20 protein-coding genes and 1 tRNA gene are annotated in these 20,852 nt (G+C 67.1%); 9 read left to right on the top strand and 12 right to left on the bottom strand.

The annotated features are described in order from the left end of the window. Window positions 1–27 precede the first annotated feature (27 nt). Window positions 28–1,524: a HAMP domain-containing sensor histidine kinase gene (locus tag C0481_RS02925; RefSeq protein WP_293400496.1), complete on the top strand. Its 1,497-nt coding sequence runs from the start codon at window positions 28–30 to the stop codon at window positions 1,522–1,524. On the opposite strand, the gene C0481_RS02920 is transcribed toward C0481_RS02925, so the two are convergent. Further along, window positions 1,521–3,248 carry a gamma-glutamyltransferase family protein gene (locus C0481_RS02920; protein ID WP_293400495.1) on the bottom strand — a complete coding sequence of 576 codons (1,728 nt, stop codon included), beginning with the start codon at window positions 3,246–3,248 and terminating at the stop codon, window positions 1,521–1,523. The genes C0481_RS02925 and C0481_RS02920 overlap by 4 nt on opposite strands. 91 nt (window positions 3,249–3,339) lie before the next feature. Between C0481_RS02920 and C0481_RS02915 the strand changes: the two genes are divergently transcribed. The 5 genes from C0481_RS02915 to C0481_RS02895 all read left to right on the top strand — a co-directional run bounded on the left by C0481_RS02915 (window position 3,340) and on the right by C0481_RS02895 (window position 7,748). Beyond that, the gene (locus tag C0481_RS02915) at window positions 3,340–4,371 is read left to right on the top strand and encodes a P1 family peptidase (protein WP_293400493.1); all 1,032 of its coding nucleotides are present in this window, start codon (window positions 3,340–3,342) and stop codon (window positions 4,369–4,371) included. Between the two features lie 114 nt (window positions 4,372–4,485). After that, window positions 4,486–5,766 carry a hypothetical protein gene (locus tag C0481_RS02910; protein WP_293400492.1) on the top strand — a complete coding sequence of 427 codons (1,281 nt, stop codon included), beginning with the start codon at window positions 4,486–4,488 and terminating at the stop codon, window positions 5,764–5,766. Window positions 5,767–5,861: 95 nt separating this feature from the next. Then, window positions 5,862–5,938, top strand: a tRNA-Arg gene (locus C0481_RS02905). Between the two features lie 668 nt (window positions 5,939–6,606). Then, window positions 6,607–7,038 carry a hypothetical protein gene (locus C0481_RS02900; protein ID WP_293400491.1) on the top strand — a complete coding sequence of 144 codons (432 nt, stop codon included), beginning with the start codon at window positions 6,607–6,609 and terminating at the stop codon, window positions 7,036–7,038. 443 nt (window positions 7,039–7,481) lie between these two features. Beyond that, entirely contained in the window at window positions 7,482–7,748 is a 267-nt protein-coding gene (locus C0481_RS02895) for a hypothetical protein (protein WP_293400490.1), read from the top strand. A 122-nt stretch (window positions 7,749–7,870) separates the two neighbouring features. On the opposite strand, the gene C0481_RS02890 is transcribed toward C0481_RS02895, so the two are convergent. The 11 genes from C0481_RS02890 to C0481_RS02840 form a co-directional block, all read right to left on the bottom strand. Continuing rightward, window positions 7,871–9,985, bottom strand: coding sequence for a P-loop NTPase fold protein (locus tag C0481_RS02890; RefSeq protein WP_293400489.1), 2,115 nt, complete (start codon window positions 9,983–9,985; stop codon window positions 7,871–7,873). A gap of 180 nt (window positions 9,986–10,165) precedes the next feature. Continuing rightward, window positions 10,166–10,390 carry a hypothetical protein gene (locus tag C0481_RS02885; protein WP_293400488.1) on the bottom strand — a complete coding sequence of 75 codons (225 nt, stop codon included), beginning with the start codon at window positions 10,388–10,390 and terminating at the stop codon, window positions 10,166–10,168. A 1-nt stretch (window position 10,391) separates the two neighbouring features. Beyond that, on the bottom strand, window positions 10,392–10,931 hold the full coding sequence (locus C0481_RS02880) for a hypothetical protein (RefSeq protein WP_293400487.1): 540 nt from the start codon (window positions 10,929–10,931) through the stop codon (window positions 10,392–10,394). Further along, window positions 10,928–11,170: a hypothetical protein gene (locus tag C0481_RS02875; protein ID WP_293400486.1), complete on the bottom strand. Its 243-nt coding sequence runs from the start codon at window positions 11,168–11,170 to the stop codon at window positions 10,928–10,930. The genes C0481_RS02880 and C0481_RS02875 overlap by 4 nt, the downstream gene beginning before the upstream one ends. Then, window positions 11,160–11,618: a D-Ala-D-Ala carboxypeptidase family metallohydrolase gene (locus C0481_RS02870; RefSeq protein ID WP_293400485.1), complete on the bottom strand. Its 459-nt coding sequence runs from the start codon at window positions 11,616–11,618 to the stop codon at window positions 11,160–11,162. The genes C0481_RS02875 and C0481_RS02870 overlap by 11 nt, the downstream gene beginning before the upstream one ends. Window positions 11,619–11,655: 37 nt before the next feature. Further along, window positions 11,656–12,012: a hypothetical protein gene (locus tag C0481_RS02865; protein ID WP_293400484.1), complete on the bottom strand. Its 357-nt coding sequence runs from the start codon at window positions 12,010–12,012 to the stop codon at window positions 11,656–11,658. After that, window positions 12,013–12,381: a hypothetical protein gene (locus C0481_RS02860; RefSeq protein WP_293400483.1), complete on the bottom strand. Its 369-nt coding sequence runs from the start codon at window positions 12,379–12,381 to the stop codon at window positions 12,013–12,015. A gap of 65 nt (window positions 12,382–12,446) precedes the next feature. Further along, window positions 12,447–12,974: a hypothetical protein gene (locus C0481_RS02855; protein ID WP_293400482.1), complete on the bottom strand. Its 528-nt coding sequence runs from the start codon at window positions 12,972–12,974 to the stop codon at window positions 12,447–12,449. Continuing rightward, window positions 12,971–13,648, bottom strand: a complete 678-nt coding sequence (locus tag C0481_RS02850) for a hypothetical protein (RefSeq protein ID WP_293400481.1) — start codon at window positions 13,646–13,648, stop codon at window positions 12,971–12,973. The genes C0481_RS02855 and C0481_RS02850 overlap by 4 nt, the downstream gene beginning before the upstream one ends. An 8-nt stretch (window positions 13,649–13,656) precedes the next feature. Next, entirely contained in the window at window positions 13,657–14,748 is a 1,092-nt protein-coding gene (locus tag C0481_RS02845) for a hypothetical protein (protein WP_293400480.1), read from the bottom strand. A gap of 566 nt (window positions 14,749–15,314) precedes the next feature. Further along, complete coding sequence (locus C0481_RS02840) at window positions 15,315–16,052, bottom strand: calcium-binding protein (RefSeq protein ID WP_293400561.1); 738 nt, start codon at window positions 16,050–16,052, stop codon at window positions 15,315–15,317. Window positions 16,053–16,613: 561 nt separating this feature from the next. Here C0481_RS02840 and C0481_RS02835 point away from each other — a divergent pair. The 3 genes from C0481_RS02835 to C0481_RS02825 all read left to right on the top strand — a co-directional run bounded on the left by C0481_RS02835 (window position 16,614) and on the right by C0481_RS02825 (window position 20,806). Then, a complete protein-coding gene (locus C0481_RS02835) occupies window positions 16,614–17,786 on the top strand; it encodes a hypothetical protein (protein WP_293400479.1) in 1,173 nt (390 codons plus the stop codon). A 198-nt stretch (window positions 17,787–17,984) separates the two neighbouring features. Continuing rightward, entirely contained in the window at window positions 17,985–18,701 is a 717-nt protein-coding gene (locus C0481_RS02830; RefSeq protein WP_293400477.1) for a DUF6624 domain-containing protein, read from the top strand. Between the two features lie 1,067 nt (window positions 18,702–19,768). Then, window positions 19,769–20,806, top strand: coding sequence for a serine hydrolase domain-containing protein (locus C0481_RS02825; RefSeq protein ID WP_293400475.1), 1,038 nt, complete (start codon window positions 19,769–19,771; stop codon window positions 20,804–20,806). Window positions 20,807–20,852 lie beyond the last annotated feature (46 nt).

Here is a 20,852-nt window from a genome sequence, read left to right as displayed (position 1 = left end):
TCCGGGTGCAGTAACGGGGGAGTCGTCATGGCGGACGCCCCCTCTCCTTCGGCGCCCAAAAAGCCGCCCACGCGTCGCTTTTTCTGGCCGGGCGGCCTGTCCGCACGCCTGCTGATTCTGACTATTCTGTTCGTCGCCGGCGCCAGCGCCATCGCCCTGCCGGCGGCGCTCGCCTCGTTTGAGGAACAGTGGCTGCTGGACCGGGTGCGGGCCGCGGAACTGGCCTCGATGGCCACCGAAGTCGCGCCCGACCAGATCCTCAGCGAGAACCTCGCCTCGCAGCTGCGCGAGGGCGCCGGCGTGCAGACGGTCGCGGTGCTCGACAACGACGGCAACCGCTTCCTGAAGGTCCCCGGCCCGCGGCTGGAAGAGCCGCCCTATCTCGTCGACCTGCGCGACCAGGCTCCGGCCTCTTGGCTGTCGGCGCCGTTCCAGACGCTGTTCGGCGGCGGCGAGGGGCGAATGGTCCGCGTGATCGCCGAGCCGCGCTTCTACAAGGCCCAGTTCATCGAGGTGGTCGCGCCCGACACCGAGCTGAAGGCCGAGCTCAGCGCCTATCTCTGGCGACTGCTGGCGATCATGGGTTTCGTCTCGTTCCTGGCCGGCGGGCTGGTTTACCTGTCGCTCAACTACTTCCTGGTCCGCCCGATGCAGCGGATCACCCGCTCGATGGAGCGCTTCGCCGCTGACCCAGAGGACACCGCCGCGCACATCGACCCCTCCGGTCGCCGCGACGAGGTGGGCCGCGCCGAGGTGCAGCTGGAGCGCATGCAGGAGGAGCTGCGCACCGCCCTGCAGTCACGCGCCCGCCTGGCCGCGCTCGGCGAGGCGGTGGCCAAGATCAACCACGACCTGCGCAACATGCTGACCAGCGCGCAGATCGCCTCCGAGCGGCTGGCGGCGCTGAAGGATCCGCAGGTGACCCAGGCCATGCCGCGCCTGGAGCGGGCGCTGGACCGCGCCGTGAAGCTGGCCAGCGACGTGCTGGCCTACGGCAAGACCGAGGAGGCCGCGCCCGACGTGCGTTCGCTGCGCCTGGCCCAGGTGCTCGAGGACGCCGAGGAGGAGGCGCGGTTGTCGCCCGACGGCGTGCGGATGATCTCGCTGGTCGACCCCGCCGACCAGGTGGTCGCCGATCCCGACCAACTGCATCGGATCCTGGTCAACCTGATGCGCAACGCCCGCCAGGCCATCGAGCAGCAGAGCGGCCGCGAGAGCCAGGGCTCGGTGCAGGTCTCGTTGTTCGACGAGGATGGGGTCAGCGTCATCCGCCTGGCAGACAACGGTCCGGGCGTTTCGGAGCGGGCACGTGAGCGCCTGTTCCAGCCGTTCGCCGGTTCGACCCGGCAGGGCGGGGCGGGCCTGGGCCTGGCCATCGCTCACGAACTGGCCCAGGGCCACGGCGGCGACCTGTCGCTGGCCGAGACCGGGCCGCAGGGTACGGTGTTCGAACTGCGCCTGCCGGGAGCGCCAACCCGGGCGTCGACGCCGAAGCGCCGGCGCGCCAGGAACGCCGAGAGCTAGAAGCCCTTCGCCACGCCCTCGCGGCGGTCGTCGGCGCCGCCCTGCAGGCCCTGCGGGGTGACCATGACGCCGTGCAGGCCCGAGCCTTCGCCGCCGCTGCCTTTGAAGGCGATCCCCTTGGCCGCCAAGGCGTCAACGACGCCCGGTGCGAAGCGGGCCGGTTCCGAGGCGAAGCTGTCGCCGCGGGCGATCAGGTTGGGCAGGTCGAAGGCGTCCTGAACGCTCAGCTTCCAATCGAGAACGCCGACCAAGGCCTTGAGATTGTAGGCCAGGATCGAGTTGCCGCCCGGCGAGCCGATGGCCGCCACGAAGCGCCCTTCGCGGTCCAGCACGATGGTCGGAGCCATCGACGAGCGCGGACGCTTGCCGGGGGCCACGGCGTTGGCCGCCTTGGTGCCGTCGGCGTTGGCCGGGGCCCAGGAGAAGTCGGTGAGCTGGTTGTTTAGGAAGAAGCCGCCGACCATGCGGCCCGTGCCGAAGATGCTTTCGACCGTGGTGGTCATCGAGACCACGTCGCCGTCGGCGTCGACGACCACGAAGTGTGAGGTGCCGCCCGGTTCCTTGGTGGCGTCGGGGGCCAGGGCGCCGGCGCCGCGCGGCGTGCCGGGAGCCGGGGCCGGGCCGGCGACGTCGCCGATCAGCGTGGCGCGCTTGGCGACGTAGTTCTCTTCCAGCAGCCCCTCGATCGGCACGGGCGTGAAGTCCGGGTCGCCGAAGTAGCGGTCGCGGTCGGCGTACATCAGGCGGCTGGCCTGGGCGAGCAGGAACCAGGCCTGCGGGTCGGTCGGACCGCGGTCGGCGATGTCGGTGTGCGACAGGATACCGAGCGCTTCCAACAGCGCCGCGCCGCTGGACGGGGCGTTGGGCACGCAGACGATGTAGACGCGATAGGGCCGGCAGACCGCGTCGCCCGACTTCGGCTTGTAGGACTTCAGGTCGGCCAGGGTGATCGTGCCGGGCAGCGGGCCCTCATGCACCTTGGCGACGATGGCCTGGGCGATCGTGCCTTCCAGCAGCGCCTTGGGACCTTCGGCGGCGATCTTGCGGACCGTGGTCGCGTAGGCCGGGTTCTTCAGCACGTCGCCGGCCTGGTAGCGCTGGCCGTCGGGCTTGGTGAAATAGGCCTTGGCGTCGGGCGTGCCGGCCTGCGGGAACGGGCTGGCGATCATGCCGGCCAGGCGCGGGCTGACCACAAAGCCGTCGGCGGCCAGCCGCTCGGCGTCGCCGAACAGGTCCTTCCAGGCCAGATTGCCGTGCTGGGCCTGGGCCATGGCCAGCATCGCCACCGCGCCGGGCACGCCGGTCGCCTTGCCGCTGGTCACGGCGACAGGGAATGGCAGCGGCTTGCCGGTCGCGTCCAGGAACATGGTCGCGGTCGCCCCGGCCGGCGCGGTCTCGCGGCCGTTGTAGCCGACCACCTTTTTGGTCTTGGCGTCGTAGTAGGTCATGAAGGCGCCGCCGCCGACGCCCGAGCTTTGCGGCTCGACCAGGCTGAGCACCGCCTGCACGGCCACCGCGGCGTCCACCGCCGAGCCGCCCTTGCGCAGGACGTTCAGCCCCGCCTCCACCGCCAGCGGATTGGCGGCCGAGACCATGACCTTGGGGCCGGTCGCAGTCGCGGTCGCCGCGGGGGCGGGCGTCGGCGCCTCCTTCGTGGCGGTCGTGGCGCAGGCGGCCAGGGCCAAGGCGAGGGGAAGGGCGGCGAAACGCTGGAGCTGAAGCACGTAGAACCCGTCGGACGCTGGGGGAGGAGAGCGCCACCATAGCCATCCGCGCGTGGACAACAAATGCGCCGCCGTGCTTTCGATGCCGATTATGAGCCAGATGTCCTCCGCCGCGCCGGGCGCGCGCAACTTGATCACCGACGTGCCGGGCCTGAAGGTGGGGCAGGCGAGCGACGCCGCCGCCCGCACCGGGGTGAGCGTCATCCTGCCCGACGATCGCGCCGTCGCCGGCTGCGACGTGCGCGGCGGCGGCCCGGGCACGCGTGAGACCGACGCGCTGGCCCCGGAGAACCTGGTCGACGCCGTGGACGCCATCGTGCTGTCGGGCGGGTCGGTCTATGGCCTGGCCGCCGCCGACGGCGTGGTGGGCTGGCTGGGCGCGCAGGGCCGCGGCTATGGCCTGGTCAGCGCCAATGGCGTGCCGCGCTCGCCGGTCGTGCCCGGCGCAATTCTCTATGACCTGGCCAACGGCGGCGACAAGGCCTGGGGGGAGGAGCCGCCGTATCGCCGTCTCGGCCGAGAGGCGGTGCTCGCCGCCGGCCTCGATCTCGAACTCGGAACGGCCGGCGCCGGCTATGGCGCGATGGCCGGCGCCCTGAAGGGCGGGACCGGATCCGCCTCGATCGTCAGCGCCGACGGGATCACCGTCGGGGCCCTGGTCTGCGTCAATTCGTTCGGGTCGGTCGTCGCGCCGGGCGGCCGGGCTTTCTGGGCCGCGCCTTACGAGCTTGACGGGGAATTCGGCGGCCTGGGCCCCGGCGACCTGCGCGCCGGCCCCGACGAGTGGGGCCTGGCCAAATCCGACCCCAAGGCGCGGATGAACACCACCATCGCCTGCGTGGCCACAGACGTCGCCCTGACCCCGGCCCAGGCCAAGCGTGTGGCGATCATGGCCCAGGACGGGCTGGCGCGCGCGATCCGACCGGTGCACGCCCCGTTTGACGGCGACGTGGTGTTCGCGCTCTCCACCGCCCGGCGGCCGCCGCCAGCCGAGGGCGCGGACTTTGTGGTGGCGCGAATCGGGGCGCTGGCCGCCGACGTGCTGGCCCGGGCCAGCGCCCGCGGCGTGTACGCCGCCGCCCCCTGGCCGGGCGTCCGCGGCTGGCGCGATCTGCCCGTCTGACCCCTTCGGCGCTTTCGTCGCTCGCCAGGGCCTGTTCGGCGATTTGGAGAACGCTGCAGCTAAGCATACAGTTTAGAGACCCGCGTTCTTAGATGTCTGAATGGAGACCTGCCTATGCAGTGGGTGAGAACGACGGCCCTGGTGGCCGGCGCGGGCTTGTTGGCCGGCGCAGCTGACGCGCAGACCAAGCAGCAAGTGACCGGCCCGGTCGCCACCTACTGGATGAGCGCCCAGACCCAGACCGGGTTCGGCGCGATGGGCGGCGGGGGCGGCGGGCGTCCGTCCATGGGCGCGATGATGGGCGCGATGATGGGCGGCGGCGACTCCAACGTCGCCAAGTCCCTGACCCTGCAGCTTGGATCTTCGCGCAAGCCGACCGGTGAACCGGCCGCCGAGCATCTGCCGCCGGCGGCCTTGCGGGCGGGCCAGAGCTTGCCGCTGCTGACGCCGAAGGTCGCGCCGACCCCGCCCCGCGAAGACAGCTACATGCCCCAGGACTACAAGCCCAAGGGCAAGATGCTGATCTACTGGGGCTGCGGCGAGCACGCCAAGGCTGGCCAGCCGATCGTCATCGACTTCGCCAAGGTCGCCGCCGGCCAGGTTCCGCCCGGCATGCAGGCGCTGGCCAATCAGCTCGGCTCGCCGATGCAGCCGCCGTCGTCTAGCCGCAACACGACCTATGGCGAGTGGCCGAACGAGAAGACCCGCACCTCGGTGCCGGCGGCCGGCTCGCTGGTCGGCGATCACCTGATCCGCGGCACCTACACCCCCGACATCCAGTTCGCGCTGGCCGCCCAGCAGGATTTCCTGGGGCCGCTCTCCCTGACCAAGAACCTGATGAACCCCAGCGGCTCGGGCCAACTGGCCTGGAACGCGGTGGCCAACGCCGAGGGCTATCTGGCGACCGCCATCGGGTCGTCCGGCGAGGACACCATCGTCATGTGGTCGTCGAGCGAGGTGCAGGCTTCGGCGTTCGCCCTGCCGGACTATCTGAGCTCGGCCGACCTGAAGCGGCTGGTGGCCTCGCGGGCGCTGATGGCGCCCAGCACGACCAGCTGCACGATTCCGATGGAGTTCACCAAGGCCGCGCCGCAGGCGATGGTGCAGCTGGCCGCCTATGGTGGCGAGACCAATATCTCCTATCCGCCGCGACCGGCCGACCCAAAGGTGGCCTGGAACATCGATTGGACGGTGAAGGTCCGTTACAAATCCCAGACTGGGGCCATGCTGGGCATGGAGATGCCGGGCATGGGCGGCGATGACGAGGAAGCCGCGCGTGGAGCCCCGGCTCAGGGCGGCGGCCAAGGCGGCCAGCAGGGCAAGTCGCCCTTCGGCGTGCCGGGGGTTGGCGGGGCGATTTTGAAGGGGCTCGGCGGCCGTCTTCCGGGGCTCTGAAAAGAAAATCGGTGGGGGCGAAATTTTCCGCTCGCCCCCGCTTGCCAACCGGAGCCTCGCCGACTAGGTTCCGCGCCTTCGCCGAAAGGCACTGCGCGCCCGTAGCTCAGCTGGATAGAGCATCAGACTACGAATCTGAGGGTCGGACGTTCGAATCGTTCCGGGCGCGCCATTTCTTCTAGGGTTTTCGACCCTAGAAGCAGTTCTCAAGTCGTTCAGGGTCACATTGGGGGCGAGCGCTCTAGCGTGGGCCTCATGGGCGTACTCGGTTGCCCACTCAAGAACTCGGTTCTGGGGCCGCAAGGGCCTAGGGAGCCGCCGCCGGCTTCCGTTCAATTGAACAGCTTGAAGCGTTTTGAACTGCGCTAGCTCTTACCGTCGGCAACGGGAGAGGCGAGGGCTGTCAGTGGTGATCCGAGAGCAATCTGGACTCCAGGAGCCCATTCGCCAGGTCATCGCGCCAGCCAAGGGATTCTCGCCTTGTTACTCAGGCTGGGGTTCAGCATGAACCCTTGCCCGTCGGCGAGACCAGGGGGCAAGCGGAGGCGCCAGCTTCGCGGGAACCGGCTGCAGGACCCCTCGGGCGTCCGAAGCGGGGCGGAAGCTAGCGCGAGGCGCACCGGGGCGCAGCCCCAAGTCATTTGGCTCGACAGTCAAACCAACCTGGCCGAACCGACGCTGTCGCCGGTGCCGCACGCGGGGTGCGGCCGCTTAGCTACACTACCGGACATAGGGTGCAGAGCCGGAAGCGGACTCATGCGTATGCCCGCTTCCGGGCATTCCGCGATAGACCGGATCCGACCCTTCTCGGACCTTGTGTAGGTCCGCTAGTCTCCCGCGATGGAGCCGAGCGAACGACAGGCATTGCTAGACGATCTGCACGTACAGATCGGGCGGCTGGCAGCACGGATTGGCGCGTCGATCGATCTACTGCCAAGCCACGACCGTTTGCCTGGCGGTACTTGGATTGGTCTAGCGTGGCATGAAGGCGATGACGGTGACGACCCCGATGGGTGGTACCTCTCGCTCATGAGGGAAGAAGACGGCGTCGATTGGGAACTGGCTGAAGTCCTCGCCAGCGACCCCGACCACCTCCTCTACGTCCTGTTCGACGAGGTCACGGCGAAGCTCGCAAGAGCGGCGGTCGAAAACAGCAACCACACCGATCAGCGGCGGCGCTGGTTTGCCGCCCAAGAGGATCTCTTAGGCCGCCTGAACGATGAGTGGCGAGCGCGGACGGTCCGTCGCCACGTCGAGATGTTGAGTTCCTAGGTCCGCTTTCCGCCGGCGCGGTGAAGACCGCAACCCACCCATTGCGGAAATTGCCAACGCCCGCAGTCCGCTACTGCGCGCACTGTCCATTATCCGAAATGGACTATGCCTCATCCGAAGTGACAGAAGCGCCCCGCACTGGGCCATCCCGATCCGGCTAGATGGGGCTATCTCTTTCGTAGCCGACGCGAACTTGGCGCGGAGTTGGGTTACGAACCCACGACATTCAACTTGGGAAGCTCCGCTGAAATTCAATGAAATCAACGCACCGGCTCCCAACTAGGCCCATTTCCGCTCTAATCGTTCCAATGGGTTAGCGGCATTTTCCCAGCCGCCACAGGGGCGAAACGAATTCGCCCGGCGTGCCCGCTTGACTCAAATGTTCTCCTTCCGTTCACATGCAACGCATGGAACGGAAGTGGCCCGACTACTACGAAGAGAGCTTGCAGAGCACGACCATCGGTCTGTGCCGCGAAAAGGGCTGGCTGATCGTCCTCACCTGCTCGACGTGCGGACATGGCGGTCGGTCTGGCGCGGTGATCGAGTGGCCTGACCTGGCGCAGTTCCCCGAGGACATGACTGAGGCTGAGCTAGCCGCGAACGCGAGGTTCTCAAGCTGCGGCCACAAAGGCGCGTGGATCGATCATCGTCAGGACCCCGCATCAAAGGCCAGCGCTTCGGCGCAAATTGAGCGCCAGGCGTTGCCGTAGCGGCCAGCGCTCGACTATGAGGGGCGCCCGCAATCCCGCAAAAGTGCGGTAATCACGTACAGGTCGCGTCGGTTGCGCCGCGCTCAACAGTCACGGCCCCACGCCTGTAGGTGAGCTTGGGGTCAAGGACTAGCGTCGTCCGTACCGTCGTCGAACATCGTATCCCTGCCCTCTAACGTCCTACGAAGGCGACGAAGACAGAGATTGGTCCAGGACTTGTCTTCGAAAGTCGCGCCCTCGCCGGCCTCCTTCATTCTGGCGAGAACGATGTCCACATCGAACAACTCCTCAAGCGATGACCGACCAACTCCATAGCCGGGCGGCACAGTGAGGGACGCGAAGGATGCTCGCCCCTCATAGCTGGCAAGCTGAGACGTTAGGCTCTTGCGGAGCTGCTCATCCCACCGGTCGACGTTGGAGAGCACCCACATCGCCTCGCTGTTCGGAACACGCCGAAGCAGGGAACCATCAAGGATCGAGGCTCGAAAGATCGGAACAGATCGGGAGAGTAATTCTTCCGTCTCCGCACGGTCGAAGATGGACGGCCCCCGCCCCTCGAACGAGTCGTAGCGGGTCAGCCCCCAGCGGAACAGGTGTTTGCGCACGATGATCGGCAGCAAGACGGTGTCTTCCGCCGAGAGAAGCGACGCAACGATGCTCTTCGCGCGCCGGACATCCTTCACATCCCTGCGCCCAAGTTGCATCAGCACGGCCGCCGCGTCATTGGCGTACGCGCGATGCGGTTCGTCGTTCAGATACCAATCGTCTTCCCGAAGTAGGGCATGAGCCAGCGCCCGCCAAAAGGCCGCATCGCCACTTTCCGGCAATTTAGGAAAGAGGTCGTCGAGCCGATCAAAAATTCGCCCCAGCTCACCACTCGTAAGCGCGCGCCCCAGATCGACCGTGAGCGAGCCCACATCCGGCGCGCCCCACATCTCCTCCAACCTCTCGCGCCTGACGGAATCCGGCGCATCGCCAAGATAGATGGCCCGAACCAAGTTGCGGCGCAGCGAAAGGCGATAGCCGCTGTGTTCTCGCTCACCCCCTCCGAACCGCGGAAACAGCAATTTCAGGAGCGCCGCGTGCACCCCAGCAGGCCCGCCGAGAGCGTGGTCGAGATCGGGGTCGCGCTTATCAATCCTATCGCTAATGCGGCGGCCCAATTCCTCTGCCGTCGGATCATCAACAAATAGATTGTGGTTGCTGGCGATTGCGTCACGCAGCGAGGGCGCCTTGATCGCGAGCCAGGAGTAGCCGAGGAGGTCGGCCGCGCTCACCTCTTGCCGCAACATTCGCTCAAGGACGGCATAGGCCCCAACCAGGCGCTTAAGGTCGCGCGGCGTCTGGACCGCGCTTTGGACGCAGGCCACGACCGCACGCTCATCCTCTGTAAGGTCCGCAGGAAGCTGAAGAGCATGATGCTCAAGCAGCCTGGCGAAGAGCTGAGTCACATCGCCGGCAAACAGTGGCCGCACGGGGATGGGGTGCTGCACGATCTTCTCTAGATAGGCCTCACCGGCCCTCACATCACCTCGACCCAACGCCTCCGCCACGCGCTTGGGATCATAGGCGACAAGATACGACACCCCTTTGATATCGCCGACCGCCTTGACCAGCTGGGCGACCGCCCGCACCTCGTCATCTTCTACGCGATCAAGCTCATCGACGAGGACCACGACCGCCACCTTGGCGGCTCCCAGCTTCTTTTCGAGCGCCTCCCGCTCCTGCTGCGGAGATAGCCCCTTTGGTCGCGTGACTATCTTCAGGAGACCAAGGGTCGCTCGAACGCCTTTGCCGACCCACGCCGGCGATATTGAGTCCGCCCCCAACGCGACAAGCTCGCCGCCAGCCGTAATAGCAGCCCGATATCGGTCGAGCGCGGTCACAGCCTCTCGGACCGTCTCCGTGGCGCTTCGACCGAGCGCGGCCCGAAGCTCGTTAAAGAACGCTGAGACCAACTCGTCGCGCCCCTTGAACAGCCAAGGATTGAAGGTTGCGACGACGACGTGATCGGTCCCCTTGAGCTGCTCTGCTAGCAGATTCAGGATCGTCGATTTGCCAGCGCCCCACTTTCCGGTCAGCCCGACCACAACGCCGGTCGCATGACGAGCCACCACCCGCCCCGAGAGGTCGTGCTCTTCCACGACAAGTGCGCGCGCCAAACTTGAGACGAATCCGGCCCGGTCCAACAGGTCGTCACCCGCAAGCTCAACCGGACGGTCTTGCCCCAGCACCATCGTGGATTCCCCCTAAGCGGAGCCGATGATGGCGTCGAAGCAGCTCGGGTCAAGGCAACTGGCCGTTTCTCAACTACAGCCGACCCAGCACGACCGCCAAGCCCCACCAAAAGGCCCCGCTAAACCCCAGCAGCCCCAGCCAGACCCACCCGCGCCAGGTCATCCGCCAACCCCGGCGGATCACTTGCGCGCGTCCCGGCACGCGTCCTGCGCCGCCGAAATCCGGCCGGCCAGGTCGTCGCCCCACCTGGCCAGCTCCCCAACCCACCCCAGCGCCGCCGGCGAGCCCTCCAGCATCGAGCCCTCCGGCGGCGCGGGCTTGGCGGCGATCGGCGCGTCGAGCTGCGTCGGGCAGACGAATTCAGTTCGCCGATCGACGGTGACGATGGGATCGGCCCGGGCCATGTCAGCCAGGCGCGGCCCCGAACCCGGCGAGCGCGCGCACGCACTCAAGGTCGCAGACAGCCCGACCGTCAGCAGAGCGAGGCGCAGCGTCGATCGCAGCGTTGGCATTGGCTTTCTTCCTTTCGATGGCGACAGCGCGGGCGACGGCCTCGGCGGTGTCGATTTCCTGGCGGCCACGGAGGCGGCCGACTTCCTTCTCGGCGTCGACGAGACTGCCGCTCGCGGCCTGTCGCTGAGCGTCGAGCCGCTTGACGGCGGCCGAGCAGGCGCGGCCGATCTGGTAGCCGCCCGCCCCGGCGGTCCTGGCCTCGGCGTCGAGCGCCTGGTCGCAGGCCGCCGCCGCCAGCCCGCGCTCGACGGCGGCGACGAGCTGCGGGCCACAGCGCTGCGGTAGGACCGGCGCGCGGCCGGCGGCAAGGTTGCGGCAGGCCCCCAGCTCGACGCGGTCGGCCTGCAACCCGCCGAGATAGCGCCGCCCGGCGACCAGGGCCGCGCCGATGGCGAGCACCATGGCGACCGCGACGATCAGACGAACATTCAAGGCTCGCCCTCCCGGCCGGCGTCAGGCCGCGCCAACTCGTCGAGCGCTTCGCGCAGATCGAGGACGCTGGCCCCCTCGTCGAGGTTGTCGAGCACGCGGCCGAAGGTCCGCTGGAACGCGCGCTGGGCGGCGCGCAGACGCAGCACGTCGCCCGCGAGCGTGGTCGGCCGGCCGAGGTCGGCCTCAATGTGAAACGCGGCGTCGATCGCCGCCGCCAGGTCGACGGGATCAAGCCGCATGGCGCAGCCCCGCTTGATAGCCGGCGACGCCCGGGCGCTTGGTCAGCACCTGGCCGCGCATGCGCGGGTCGAAGCTGATATGGACCCAGGTCCCCTCTTCGATCAGTTGATCGAACCGAACCCGCGCCTCGACCAGCTTGCGGCAGATGTCGAGCGGCGCGCCGAAGCGGTCGGCCACGAAGTCGACGGCTAGGCCGAGCGTGTGCGCCGACGTCGGCGAGCCGCCGATCGCGTCGTTCAACGGCGGCGAGCGATAGCCCGAGGTGACGGTGATCGGCACGCCGAGGATGGCGCGGACCCGCTCCATGGCCTCGGCCGTGGTTTGCAGGTTCTGCACACTCACCGGCCCGGGCGTATTGTCGATGCCCTTGCGGACCGCGACCTGGGATCGGGTCAGCTCTTCGAGCGAGAAATGCGGCGTCAATCGCCGCAGGGACTGCGTCGTCATAGCTAGTAGATCCTCTTTGGGATTGAGCGGCCGGCCGTCAGGCGGGCGACTTGGAAGGCGGGTCCGGATCGTCGCCGTCGCCGCCAATCGAGATCGAGCCGAGGCGCGTCTGCGCCTCCAGTTTCACCGCCGCCAGGCTCACGACGACGACGGCCACGAGGCCGGCATGGACCAGGGCGAGCGCCCCGATCGTTTCGAGCTGCTGGCCCCGCAGCGCCTCGGGCCACGTCCCGTCCTTGAGGACGAAGACGAGCCAGACGTCGATCGCGGTCAGCGGCGGCCCCGCCAGGATCAGCGCCCACAGCCGAAGCGGCGCGGAGATCACTACGGTCGCGCAGGCGCGCAGCAGGCCGGCGAGGGCGGCCGAGAGAGGGTGCGTCGACGAGCGGGCCATCTACTCAACCTCCCGCCGCTCGCCGGCCTCGCCGGCCGGGTCACGCGGATAGGGCGGCAGCCCGGCGGCGACGAGCTGAGCGACCAGCCCGGCGACCTGATCGCGCAGATCGGCGACCCGCGCCTGACAGGCCGCATCGCGCGCCCAGCTCTCGCGGTCGCGCTTGGCCAGCTCGTCGACGCGGCGCTCCAGGCCGGCGATCATCCGCGCCTGAGCGTCGACCATGCCCTCGGCCGCCTTCGCCGCAGCGACCACGAACTCGGTGCGGTTCTTGCGCTCGGCGATCCAGACAGCCGAGCCGGCCGAGAGCAGGGCGGAAAGCATGGCGATGCCGCCGGCGACCAGCTTGTCGCCCATTGTGTCGAGCATCCGCTCGAACTCCTCTTTGACTGAGTTTTGAGGAGGCTCGGCCGAGGCGGCCGGCCTCGAGTCTTTCAGGCGGCCGACAACAGGCCGGCCAGCAGGCCGAACACCGCGCCTCGCGCCAGCTCGACGCCGGCGTTCGGATCGCCCTCGCCATCGGCATGCGCGGCCAGCAGCAGGCCAAGCCCGGTCGCCGCGACGCCGTAGAGCAGCGCTGCGAAGGCCGCTTCGCCAAGGCCAATCACCCGGCCGCCGGCCAGGCCCGCGCCGATCGGCGCGGCGAAGGCGACCGCGTGGCGAAAGGCGGCGACGGCCAGGCCGACGACGTCCCGCCGATCGGGCGTCATCGCCGACCAAGTCCCGACCCGCCATCCAGGCCCGCGATAGATGATCCAGCCAATGGCGAGCACGAGGCCGGCCGACCTGCCCGCCATCGTCGCCAGCAGCGCCAGCGGCGCGGCGACATACCAGAGCGGCCGGCCGCGAAACTTGCCGCCATGATCGACGGTCAGCCTCGACCAACCGAGACCGCCGCCAGCGAACCGATCAGCGGCCGAAAAGGCGAGCGTCAGGGCGACCAGGCTCACCACGCCGATCATGCCGGCCACCCGATCGCCGGGTCGTGCTGCGCAAGCTCTGCGTCAGTGCGGTCCAGATCGACGACCCAATCTTTCATCTGCCGTGCGCTGAAGGTCAGCGCATCCTTGAAGCCCATCCCGATCAGGAACAGGCGGGCCATGTCGTGCGCGTCGAGGCCGATCTGGACGTTGGCCTCGGTAATGAAGCCGAAGTCGCGATCCAGATAGAGCCAGCGCAGATCACCGACTTCCGCGCCGGCCTGCACCGCGGACCTGGCCAGCATGCCGAGGGTGACGATGTTCTCGCGATCCGACGCCCGGCTCTGGATCCGATGCACGACGCCGGCGAGTTCGAAGTCGAAGCCGCCCTCGATCTTGGCGTCGCGCAGGCCGTCGATCTCGGCGCACAGCTCCGCGACCCGGGCCGGCCGGTCGAACACGATCGGCTCGACGACGTGCTCCTGCGTGATCGCCCCGTCGGTCACGACCAGGCGCAGACCGGTGGCGCGGAATCCCTCCAGCGGCGGCGGCGCCGGCGCGGTCTCCTGGAGCATGACCAGCGAGATCAGTTCCGGCGTGACCGGAACCGTCACGCCGTCGACGAACACCAGCTCGCAGGGCTCGCCGTCCGGCCCGATCCCGACGCCCATTTCGGTCGCGTAGCGGGGCTGGCCGTCTTTCAGATAGGTGTACATGGCCGCTCCTAGAGAACCGTGGCTTGATAGCTGTCAGGGCCGATGCAGGTCAGCTTGGCCACTCGCCCGTTTGGAACCGCCAACGACGCGACGAGCGCGCCAGTGTTGCCGTTGACGAGACCCGCGCCGGCGTTCGGGACGATCGAGACCGCCCCGCCCGAGACCCAGTTCGTGATCAGGCAGGACGTGCCGGCCACCGGGGCCGCGCCGCCCGCCGTCGTTAGACAGAACACCGTGACCGGCGCGCCTGCGCCATTGTTGAACAGCAGGTTCATTCCATCGCGCTCCTGCCGGAACTCGGTGTTCACGGTCAGCACGACGAGCGGCGGATGCAGGTAACCCACGGTATCGCCGCTCGGCCCCTGGGGGAGCTTGGTCGTGAAGCGCCAAACGTAAGCGGCGTCGGTCAAGCCGATGGCCAGCACCTTGTTGGTCAGGTCGCCGTAGCCCATGAACGCCAGTTGCGTCCCGGTCGTCCCCTGGAAGCTCAACGAGCCCGTGCGGTCAGCCGCCCCCGGCAGCATCGCGACCCGGCCGATCGCCCCCGCGCCCCTAACGACCAGCGGCCCTGTGAGGATGTCGAGCGCCCCGGTAAAGGTCTGCGGCCCGTTCTTGCTCAGCTTGGCGTCGATCTCGGCGGTCAGGCCCGCGATCGCCGCCGCCCCAGCCGCGTTGAAGGCTGTGATCGCGGCGGCAGCATCCGCCGCGAAGTCGGCCAGCGCCGCAGCCATCCCGGCCTCGACATTCCCGACGTCCGCCAGGATGCGCGCCAGACACGGCTCGAACCGCTCGGACCCATCGGCCAGGGTCACGCGGTAGTAGCCGCCGCCCTCACCTTCGCCCTCGTCGTCGCCAAACCCGCCGTCGGCCGCGCCCGTCCACCATTCGATGCGGTTGAGCGCATCGGCGCTGACGCCGGCGATCGCCGTCGTCAGCTTCGTCACCAACTGCGCGGGCAGGTTTTCGTCGCCGCCGAAATAGGCCTCGAACCGGGTCGCCCAGCTCGCCGCCAAGGCCGCCGCGTCAGTGATCTCGACCCCGCGCAAGACCAGGTCGTCGACCAGGTTCTGCGCAAGCGCGAGCGTAGGGGGCGCCGCCATGCGGACGCTCCTTAGGTTTGTCGATTGTCAGGGATGCCGCGCAGCGAATTGAATTCGCCGCGCCGGTTCAGTTAGACCGAGATCAGACGAAAGAGGTGTCTGCTAGGGGTGATGGAGTGGCCCCCCCGACGGCATCTACGCGCCAGAGTGAGGTTGTCTGACTTCACTCAAGGGAGGCGTCTACCGGAGACGTTACCATCATTGACCTGGATATTCGCCAAGTCGGTGTTTCCTGGCGCACGGAGCTGACGCGACCGGTGCTGTGGCGTTCCCGCAAGTGCGTTACGAGTACGCTACGGGTGATTTGGACCCGATCCGCAAATACCCATGCGGCCCCGGACCGATAAGGCGGCGCACAACAGGCCGGACGGATGGCAGCATCCGACTACGTGTCAGACCTTCGGAAATCCTAATTGCGCTGAAGGGGGCGTCCACAGATGGAAAGTGGAGCCACGCGGGAGCGGTGACCGCCGGCTGGTGCGAGAGGACGAATAAATGACCGGGCGCTCTTGCGGCCCGCCGCTGCGAAGAGCGGCCCGCCCGCGTTGCGGACGGGCCGTGAAGATCTAGTAGAATGCCCAATCGGCAGGCAGCGAGGAAAGGTTCACCCCGACCAGCACGATCTGATTGCCGCCGCCCATGTCGAAAATGGTGTCGGCGCCGGATTGGTAGGCCGTGCCTGTGGTTCCCGACATGATCTGCATGCGGTCGCCTTCGGCGTAGTTGAAGTCTTGGATGACGTCCTGGCCCGTAGTGTTCGAGGCGAAGAAGACGTCGGCCCCCGATCCGCCGGTCAGGGTGTCATTCCCCAGGTCGCCGGTCAGAGTGTCGGCCCCTGCGCCGCCGTTCAGGACGTCGTTGTTCTGGCCGCCGGCGAGTTGATCGTTTCCGTCGCCGCCCGAGATCGTGTCGTTTCCAGCGTTGCCCTGGAGCGTATCGTTGCCAAGCGCTCCGTCGACGACGTCGTCGCCGGCCCCGCCTGACAGCCAATCCTGATCCTGGCCGCCGGTGATGTTGTCGTTTCCGTCGCCGCCGAGAATGGTGTCGTTGCCGGTGTTGCCGCTGAGGGTGTCGTTGTCGGCGCCGCCATCGATAAAGTCGTTACCCGCATCGCCGAAGATGAAGTCGGTGCCGGCGTCCCCATAGAGCCCGTCGTTGCCGTCTCCACCGCTTATGCTGTCGTTGCCGCCGCGGCCCATGATCCCGTCGTCGCCGCCGCCACCGCTCAAGGTGTCGTTTCCAAGATTCTCCCGAACCGGGCCACTCCCCCAGATATCCGGGTCAGATCCATAGATTTCGTCCATTCCAGACGTGCCATTATAAACTGCACCTCCGGTAATGGGGAGAACTCCTGGCCTAGACTTAAAATCGTCCCACCACTCATTCCCATCAAATACAGCCATAACCGTATCCCCTACAAAAATCAGCGTTGAACTAAGACCATCTTGGCCGCTTCGACTGGCCGCGCGCGAGCGGACGTCGCAGCCCATGCTTGCACCTTGAGTTGGGAGGAGGTCAACAAGAACACGCAAAAGTTGTTATTGTGAAGCTTGGTCGCGGAGGCCGGACTTCACCGGCGCTAACTTCTGAAGTTGGCACGTCACGGGCACTCCCGGGCCTCGTCGGCGAACGACCGTCTTCCACCCCTAGCTGACGCTGGATAGGTCAGCGCTTGGCAAAACCGACTAAGCCGTCGGCCTCGGTCGCGAATGCGCCATGAGCGGTCATCTGAGTTTGACGTAGGAGCGGACATTTCAACTGCGCTGCCCTCGGCCTCCTCGCTTGAGCTCGCAGAGTACCCCGGCCGTTTGTCCGGGGCCGGATTCCGCGCCATGCTCGGCAGCGAACGTCGTTGGGGGGCCAGGATGGATCTCGTCGGAAAGAGCGCTGCCTTCGCGCTTCTGGTATCGTCCGGCGCGGCGATGGCTGCGACGCCAGACGCGACGGTGGCGGCTACGGGGTACACCTACTTCAACCGGCCGGCCGCCAGCGCCGCAGACTACGAGCGGGAGGTGGCTGGCTGTATCGGCACGGCCGTCGGCGGCTTCGTGGACGGCGGTCTCACCAAGCGGGGCGAGATACGAACCACCGCAGACCCCCTGTTTGGGGGTATCGCACCTGGGCTCATCTTCTCGATGGCCAACCAGGTGCGTCTGCAGGTCAGCCTGCAGAACTGCATGGCGGTAGCCGGCTGGCGGGTGATGCGGCTCGACGACGCCCATGGCGCGGCGCTGTGGCAGGCGGACCGGGCGGAGATCGCCCGCCAGCTCCAGGCGTGGGCGGGCGCCGAACAGCCGCCGGGCGAGGTGGTTCGGACCTACGAGAACGACGCTGCCCGCCGCGGCGCCGTGGTGTTCGCGATCCACACGCTCCCGCAGTTGTCGGTGCGCTCCCTAAGCCTGAAGGCGTTCGACCCGAGCAAGTTGCAGGTCCCGAAGGTCGGTAAGGTGCGCTACGCCAACGCCAAGGCAAAATTCATGGCCCAGCCGCTGGACGCTGCCGCCGTCCGGGCGGTTCCCTCGACCGAGGCGCTGGCGATCTTCTCCTTCTCCGGCAAGTCCTCCTCGAAGTACGACTTTCTTCAGGCCCGTCGGTTTGGCCCGACACCGGAGGTCTTGGCCTGGGATGCGGACGGGCGGCCCGACGAGTTCTTCCTGTGGGGCGAGCAAAAGCACCCTCTCTCCAAGACCGACCGGGAAGTCTATGCTGTCGCCCTCCCGCCGGGACGGTGGCGGATCCTGTCGCGCAGTGCGTTGGAGCTGTGCCTGGGCGCACCGGCCTTCGAGGCCAAGGCGGGCGAGGTGATCTATCTCGGGCATTTCGATCTGGACGCCGGGACTCTCTCGCCGGACCTGAGCCTCGAAAGTCTGCCCGCCGGCCTGCCGATCACCCTCGAACAGCGCGCCCGCCTGCGCCCCGCCGCCTGGCTGAACGGCGCGCGCTGGCCATGCTTCCCAGCCGTCGGGATTTTCGCCATGGAGTTTCCCGGACTGCCGGCCGAGCCCGGCTATCGTGCGGCCGCTGTCTCGGCGCCATAATCGGCACGGTGCGCCCCGCTCGGCAGGAGTCCGCATCGCGCCACTAGCGGACATCGGCTGTGACGCTGAAAGCGGACTTACCCGAAGGGCCGCTTCCAGGGGCCATAAAGCGGCCAAGCCGACGCCATTCGACTATAAATTGCGCCTTGCCACCGATCTCCCACTGCGAGAGCGTGACGCCCTACCGCGGAGGCTCGAATGGCATTGGTTCAACGCGCTCTAACGGGAGCGAGCCTTGCACTTGCGCTCGCCACCACCGCAACGGCGCAGCCTGCCGTACCGCCAGGCAAAGTGTCTCCGAAAGCCGCCGCGCTGTTGAGCGAACTACGAGCGGAACTCGCGGCCTTCCGCGCGCAGCAGGCGGCGCTCCCCCCGCCGAAAGATGTCGCCGAAGATCTCAGTCGGCGCGCGCGGCTGGACGCAGTCGCACGGGACGGGGTCACTGATGTCATGCGATCGGATCTGTCGCAGGTTGAAAAGGGACACGCGCTTCAGCAGTTGTTCGAAGAGATTGTAGCCATCGACGCGGATAACACTCGGGCGCTGACAGCGGCCCTCCCGCAAGAGGGGTGGTTCACGCGCAGCAAATATGGGGAAAAAGTCGGCGCCGACGCTTGGCTGATCGTGCAGCACTCACCCGACACGGCATTTCAGCAGGCGATCCTGAACCGGATCGAGCCACTTGTGGCGACAGGCGAGATCAATCCGCGTGACTACGCGCTGCTCTTTGACCGCGTTCAGGTCAAAGGCAATCGTCCACAGCGCTATGCCAGCCAGGCCCATTGCGTGAGCGGCGCTTGGGGCTTCCTCGCCGTCGAGGACATTTCGGCCGTCGACCAACGCCGGGCAGCGATCGGTTGGACCGAGACGTTAACGGACACCGAAGCACGACTACGCATTGGCGCTAGCTGTTGATGATAGCCCTCCAGCTTGAAAGTCCGGGTCGCGCCAGAAGCTGACACTGGACTCGGAGCCGGAAGCAGACGCTCACTGCCCGGCTTTGAGCAACCCCGCCCGGTGAGGGAGCGCAGCGTGCCGCCAAGGCCAAAGGTCCTACTGATCACGACCGTCTTGAGCGCGTTCCTGGCCAGCTGCGGACCGCATTCCAACCCATGGCAGAGTTACGTTCCTGAAAGCTACGATCGTGAGCATATCGCGTCTGAGATACGGCAGAGTGCGCAGCCACCGCTGATCGGCTTGCCGATCTCCGACACGCTCAAAGTCCAGTGTCTCAAGGCCGGCGACGTTCGCATGGTTCTCGGTCCGAGCGCCCCTGTACCTGGAACGAGCAATCCGCAGATCGAGTGGCAGCCTACGCCCACTCTAGACATGACCTTTCGGATTGACTGGGGAGAGACCCAGGCGGTCACCTTCAACCGCGAGTACTTCTTTGCCCACGGCTTGGGTGGCGGGCTTAGCTATCGCTACGTCGCCGATGAAGGATCAGGGCCTCGCCTGCTCACGGCTCTAGCCGCAATGTCTCGCGGTCGTTCCTTGCGTCGGTACGATGTGATCCGAAAACCAAAGTACCGCTTGAGCCCAGCAATCGGCGCTTTCGTCTCGACCTGCCATAGCTCGCCGCCAGCCAAATCCCCTTTGAGTGGGGCCGGCTAGTTAGGCCCCTTCCCCCTCGCGCGGCGGAACAGCTCCTGCTTGCGCGCACCCCAAGATCTACGTCAGCTCAGCGCCAGCAGCGGACATTTCCTTGTTGCCGCTAAGCAGACCTTTCGGCGGATAAGCACCTCGGCGTGTGCTCCGGTCGGCTCAGAACTGACTAGTCGGGGGCAGATGCTGGCCGTTGGCGCGCGCCCATTCCTCTTGCTGCTTGTCGCTAGCTCGGCGAAATATGCAGCCTGCAGCGCCGGGGGTCGGGTTTGTTCAGTCCGCGATTGGTTTTCGCGATCGCCGCATGTTTCGCAGCGGCAGGACCATGCCTCGCCCAGCCCCTTTCAGTCGAAGCTGAAGCCGCCATCGATGCGGCTATGCAAGCGCCCGTGACGAGCGGCTGGACCGCCGGTGGGGCCGTGGCCGTAATGCGCCGTGGAGAAGTCGTCTTTGCACGCGGATATGGGTTCGCGAACCTTGAGACAGGCACGCCCGCGACACCCGACACCGTCTTCCAGATTGGATCGCTGACCAAGCAGTTCACTGCCGCCGCGATGCTCTTGCTGCAGGAAGACGGCAAGCTCGCCATCGACGATCGCGTCTCCAAGTTTATCGGCGAATTTCCCGCCTCGGATCCGACCACGATCCGCCAGTTGCTGACCCACACATCGGGCATCGCCGACTATGTCGGACGGCCTGGCTTTCCCCGAGAAACGCGGCTGCCTCACAGCACCGACGAACTAGTGGCCTACGTGCTCGACGTCCCAACGCTGCACACCTTCGCACCCGGGACGAACTGGCAGTACTCAAGCTCCAACTACGCCCTGGCCGGCGCGATCATAGAGCGGGCCTCTGGAGAGCCTCTGGAGAGGTTCATGACAACCCGGCTTTTCGGTCCCTTAGGCATGAACTCGACGGCCCTGGATCGCTCGGCCGACGTCGTCCCAGGACGGGCCTCTGGCTACGATCGAATGACCGCCGAGCAGATCGGCTGGATCAATACCAACCCGGTCGACATGAGCGTGCCCTTCGCTGCCGGGGCAATGAGGTCATCGGTAGGAGACCTCCTCACGTGGAGCCATGCACTGACCCATGAAAAGGTGCTGCACCCCGAGAGCTACAGGGAGATGACCACTTCCGTTCGCCTCGCTGATGGCAGCCTGCCAACTCAGCTGACCAAGAATGGAACGCGCCGACCGGTTCACTACGGTATGGGCGTCTTTTTGGCAGGCGAAGGCAAGAAGGCTGAGATTTCACACGGAGGCGCGATCGATGGCTTTACCGCATCGCTCTTCAGTCTGATCGGCCCGGATGTGTCTGTGGCGACGCTCGTCAATACATCGCCAAGCAATCACCTCCCCTTCAAGGAGGTGGAAGGGATCGTGCGCGGTGAGGTGGAGCGTTCACGGGAGTAGCGCCAGGGAAATCCTCGGGTGCGTGATGGGGCGGCTTTGCGCCACT

The organism is Phenylobacterium sp. (assembly GCF_013822795.1).
Taxonomy (GTDB): Bacteria; Pseudomonadota; Alphaproteobacteria; order Caulobacterales; family Caulobacteraceae; genus Phenylobacterium.
This window is presented reverse-complemented; position numbering and strand designations above follow the sequence as displayed.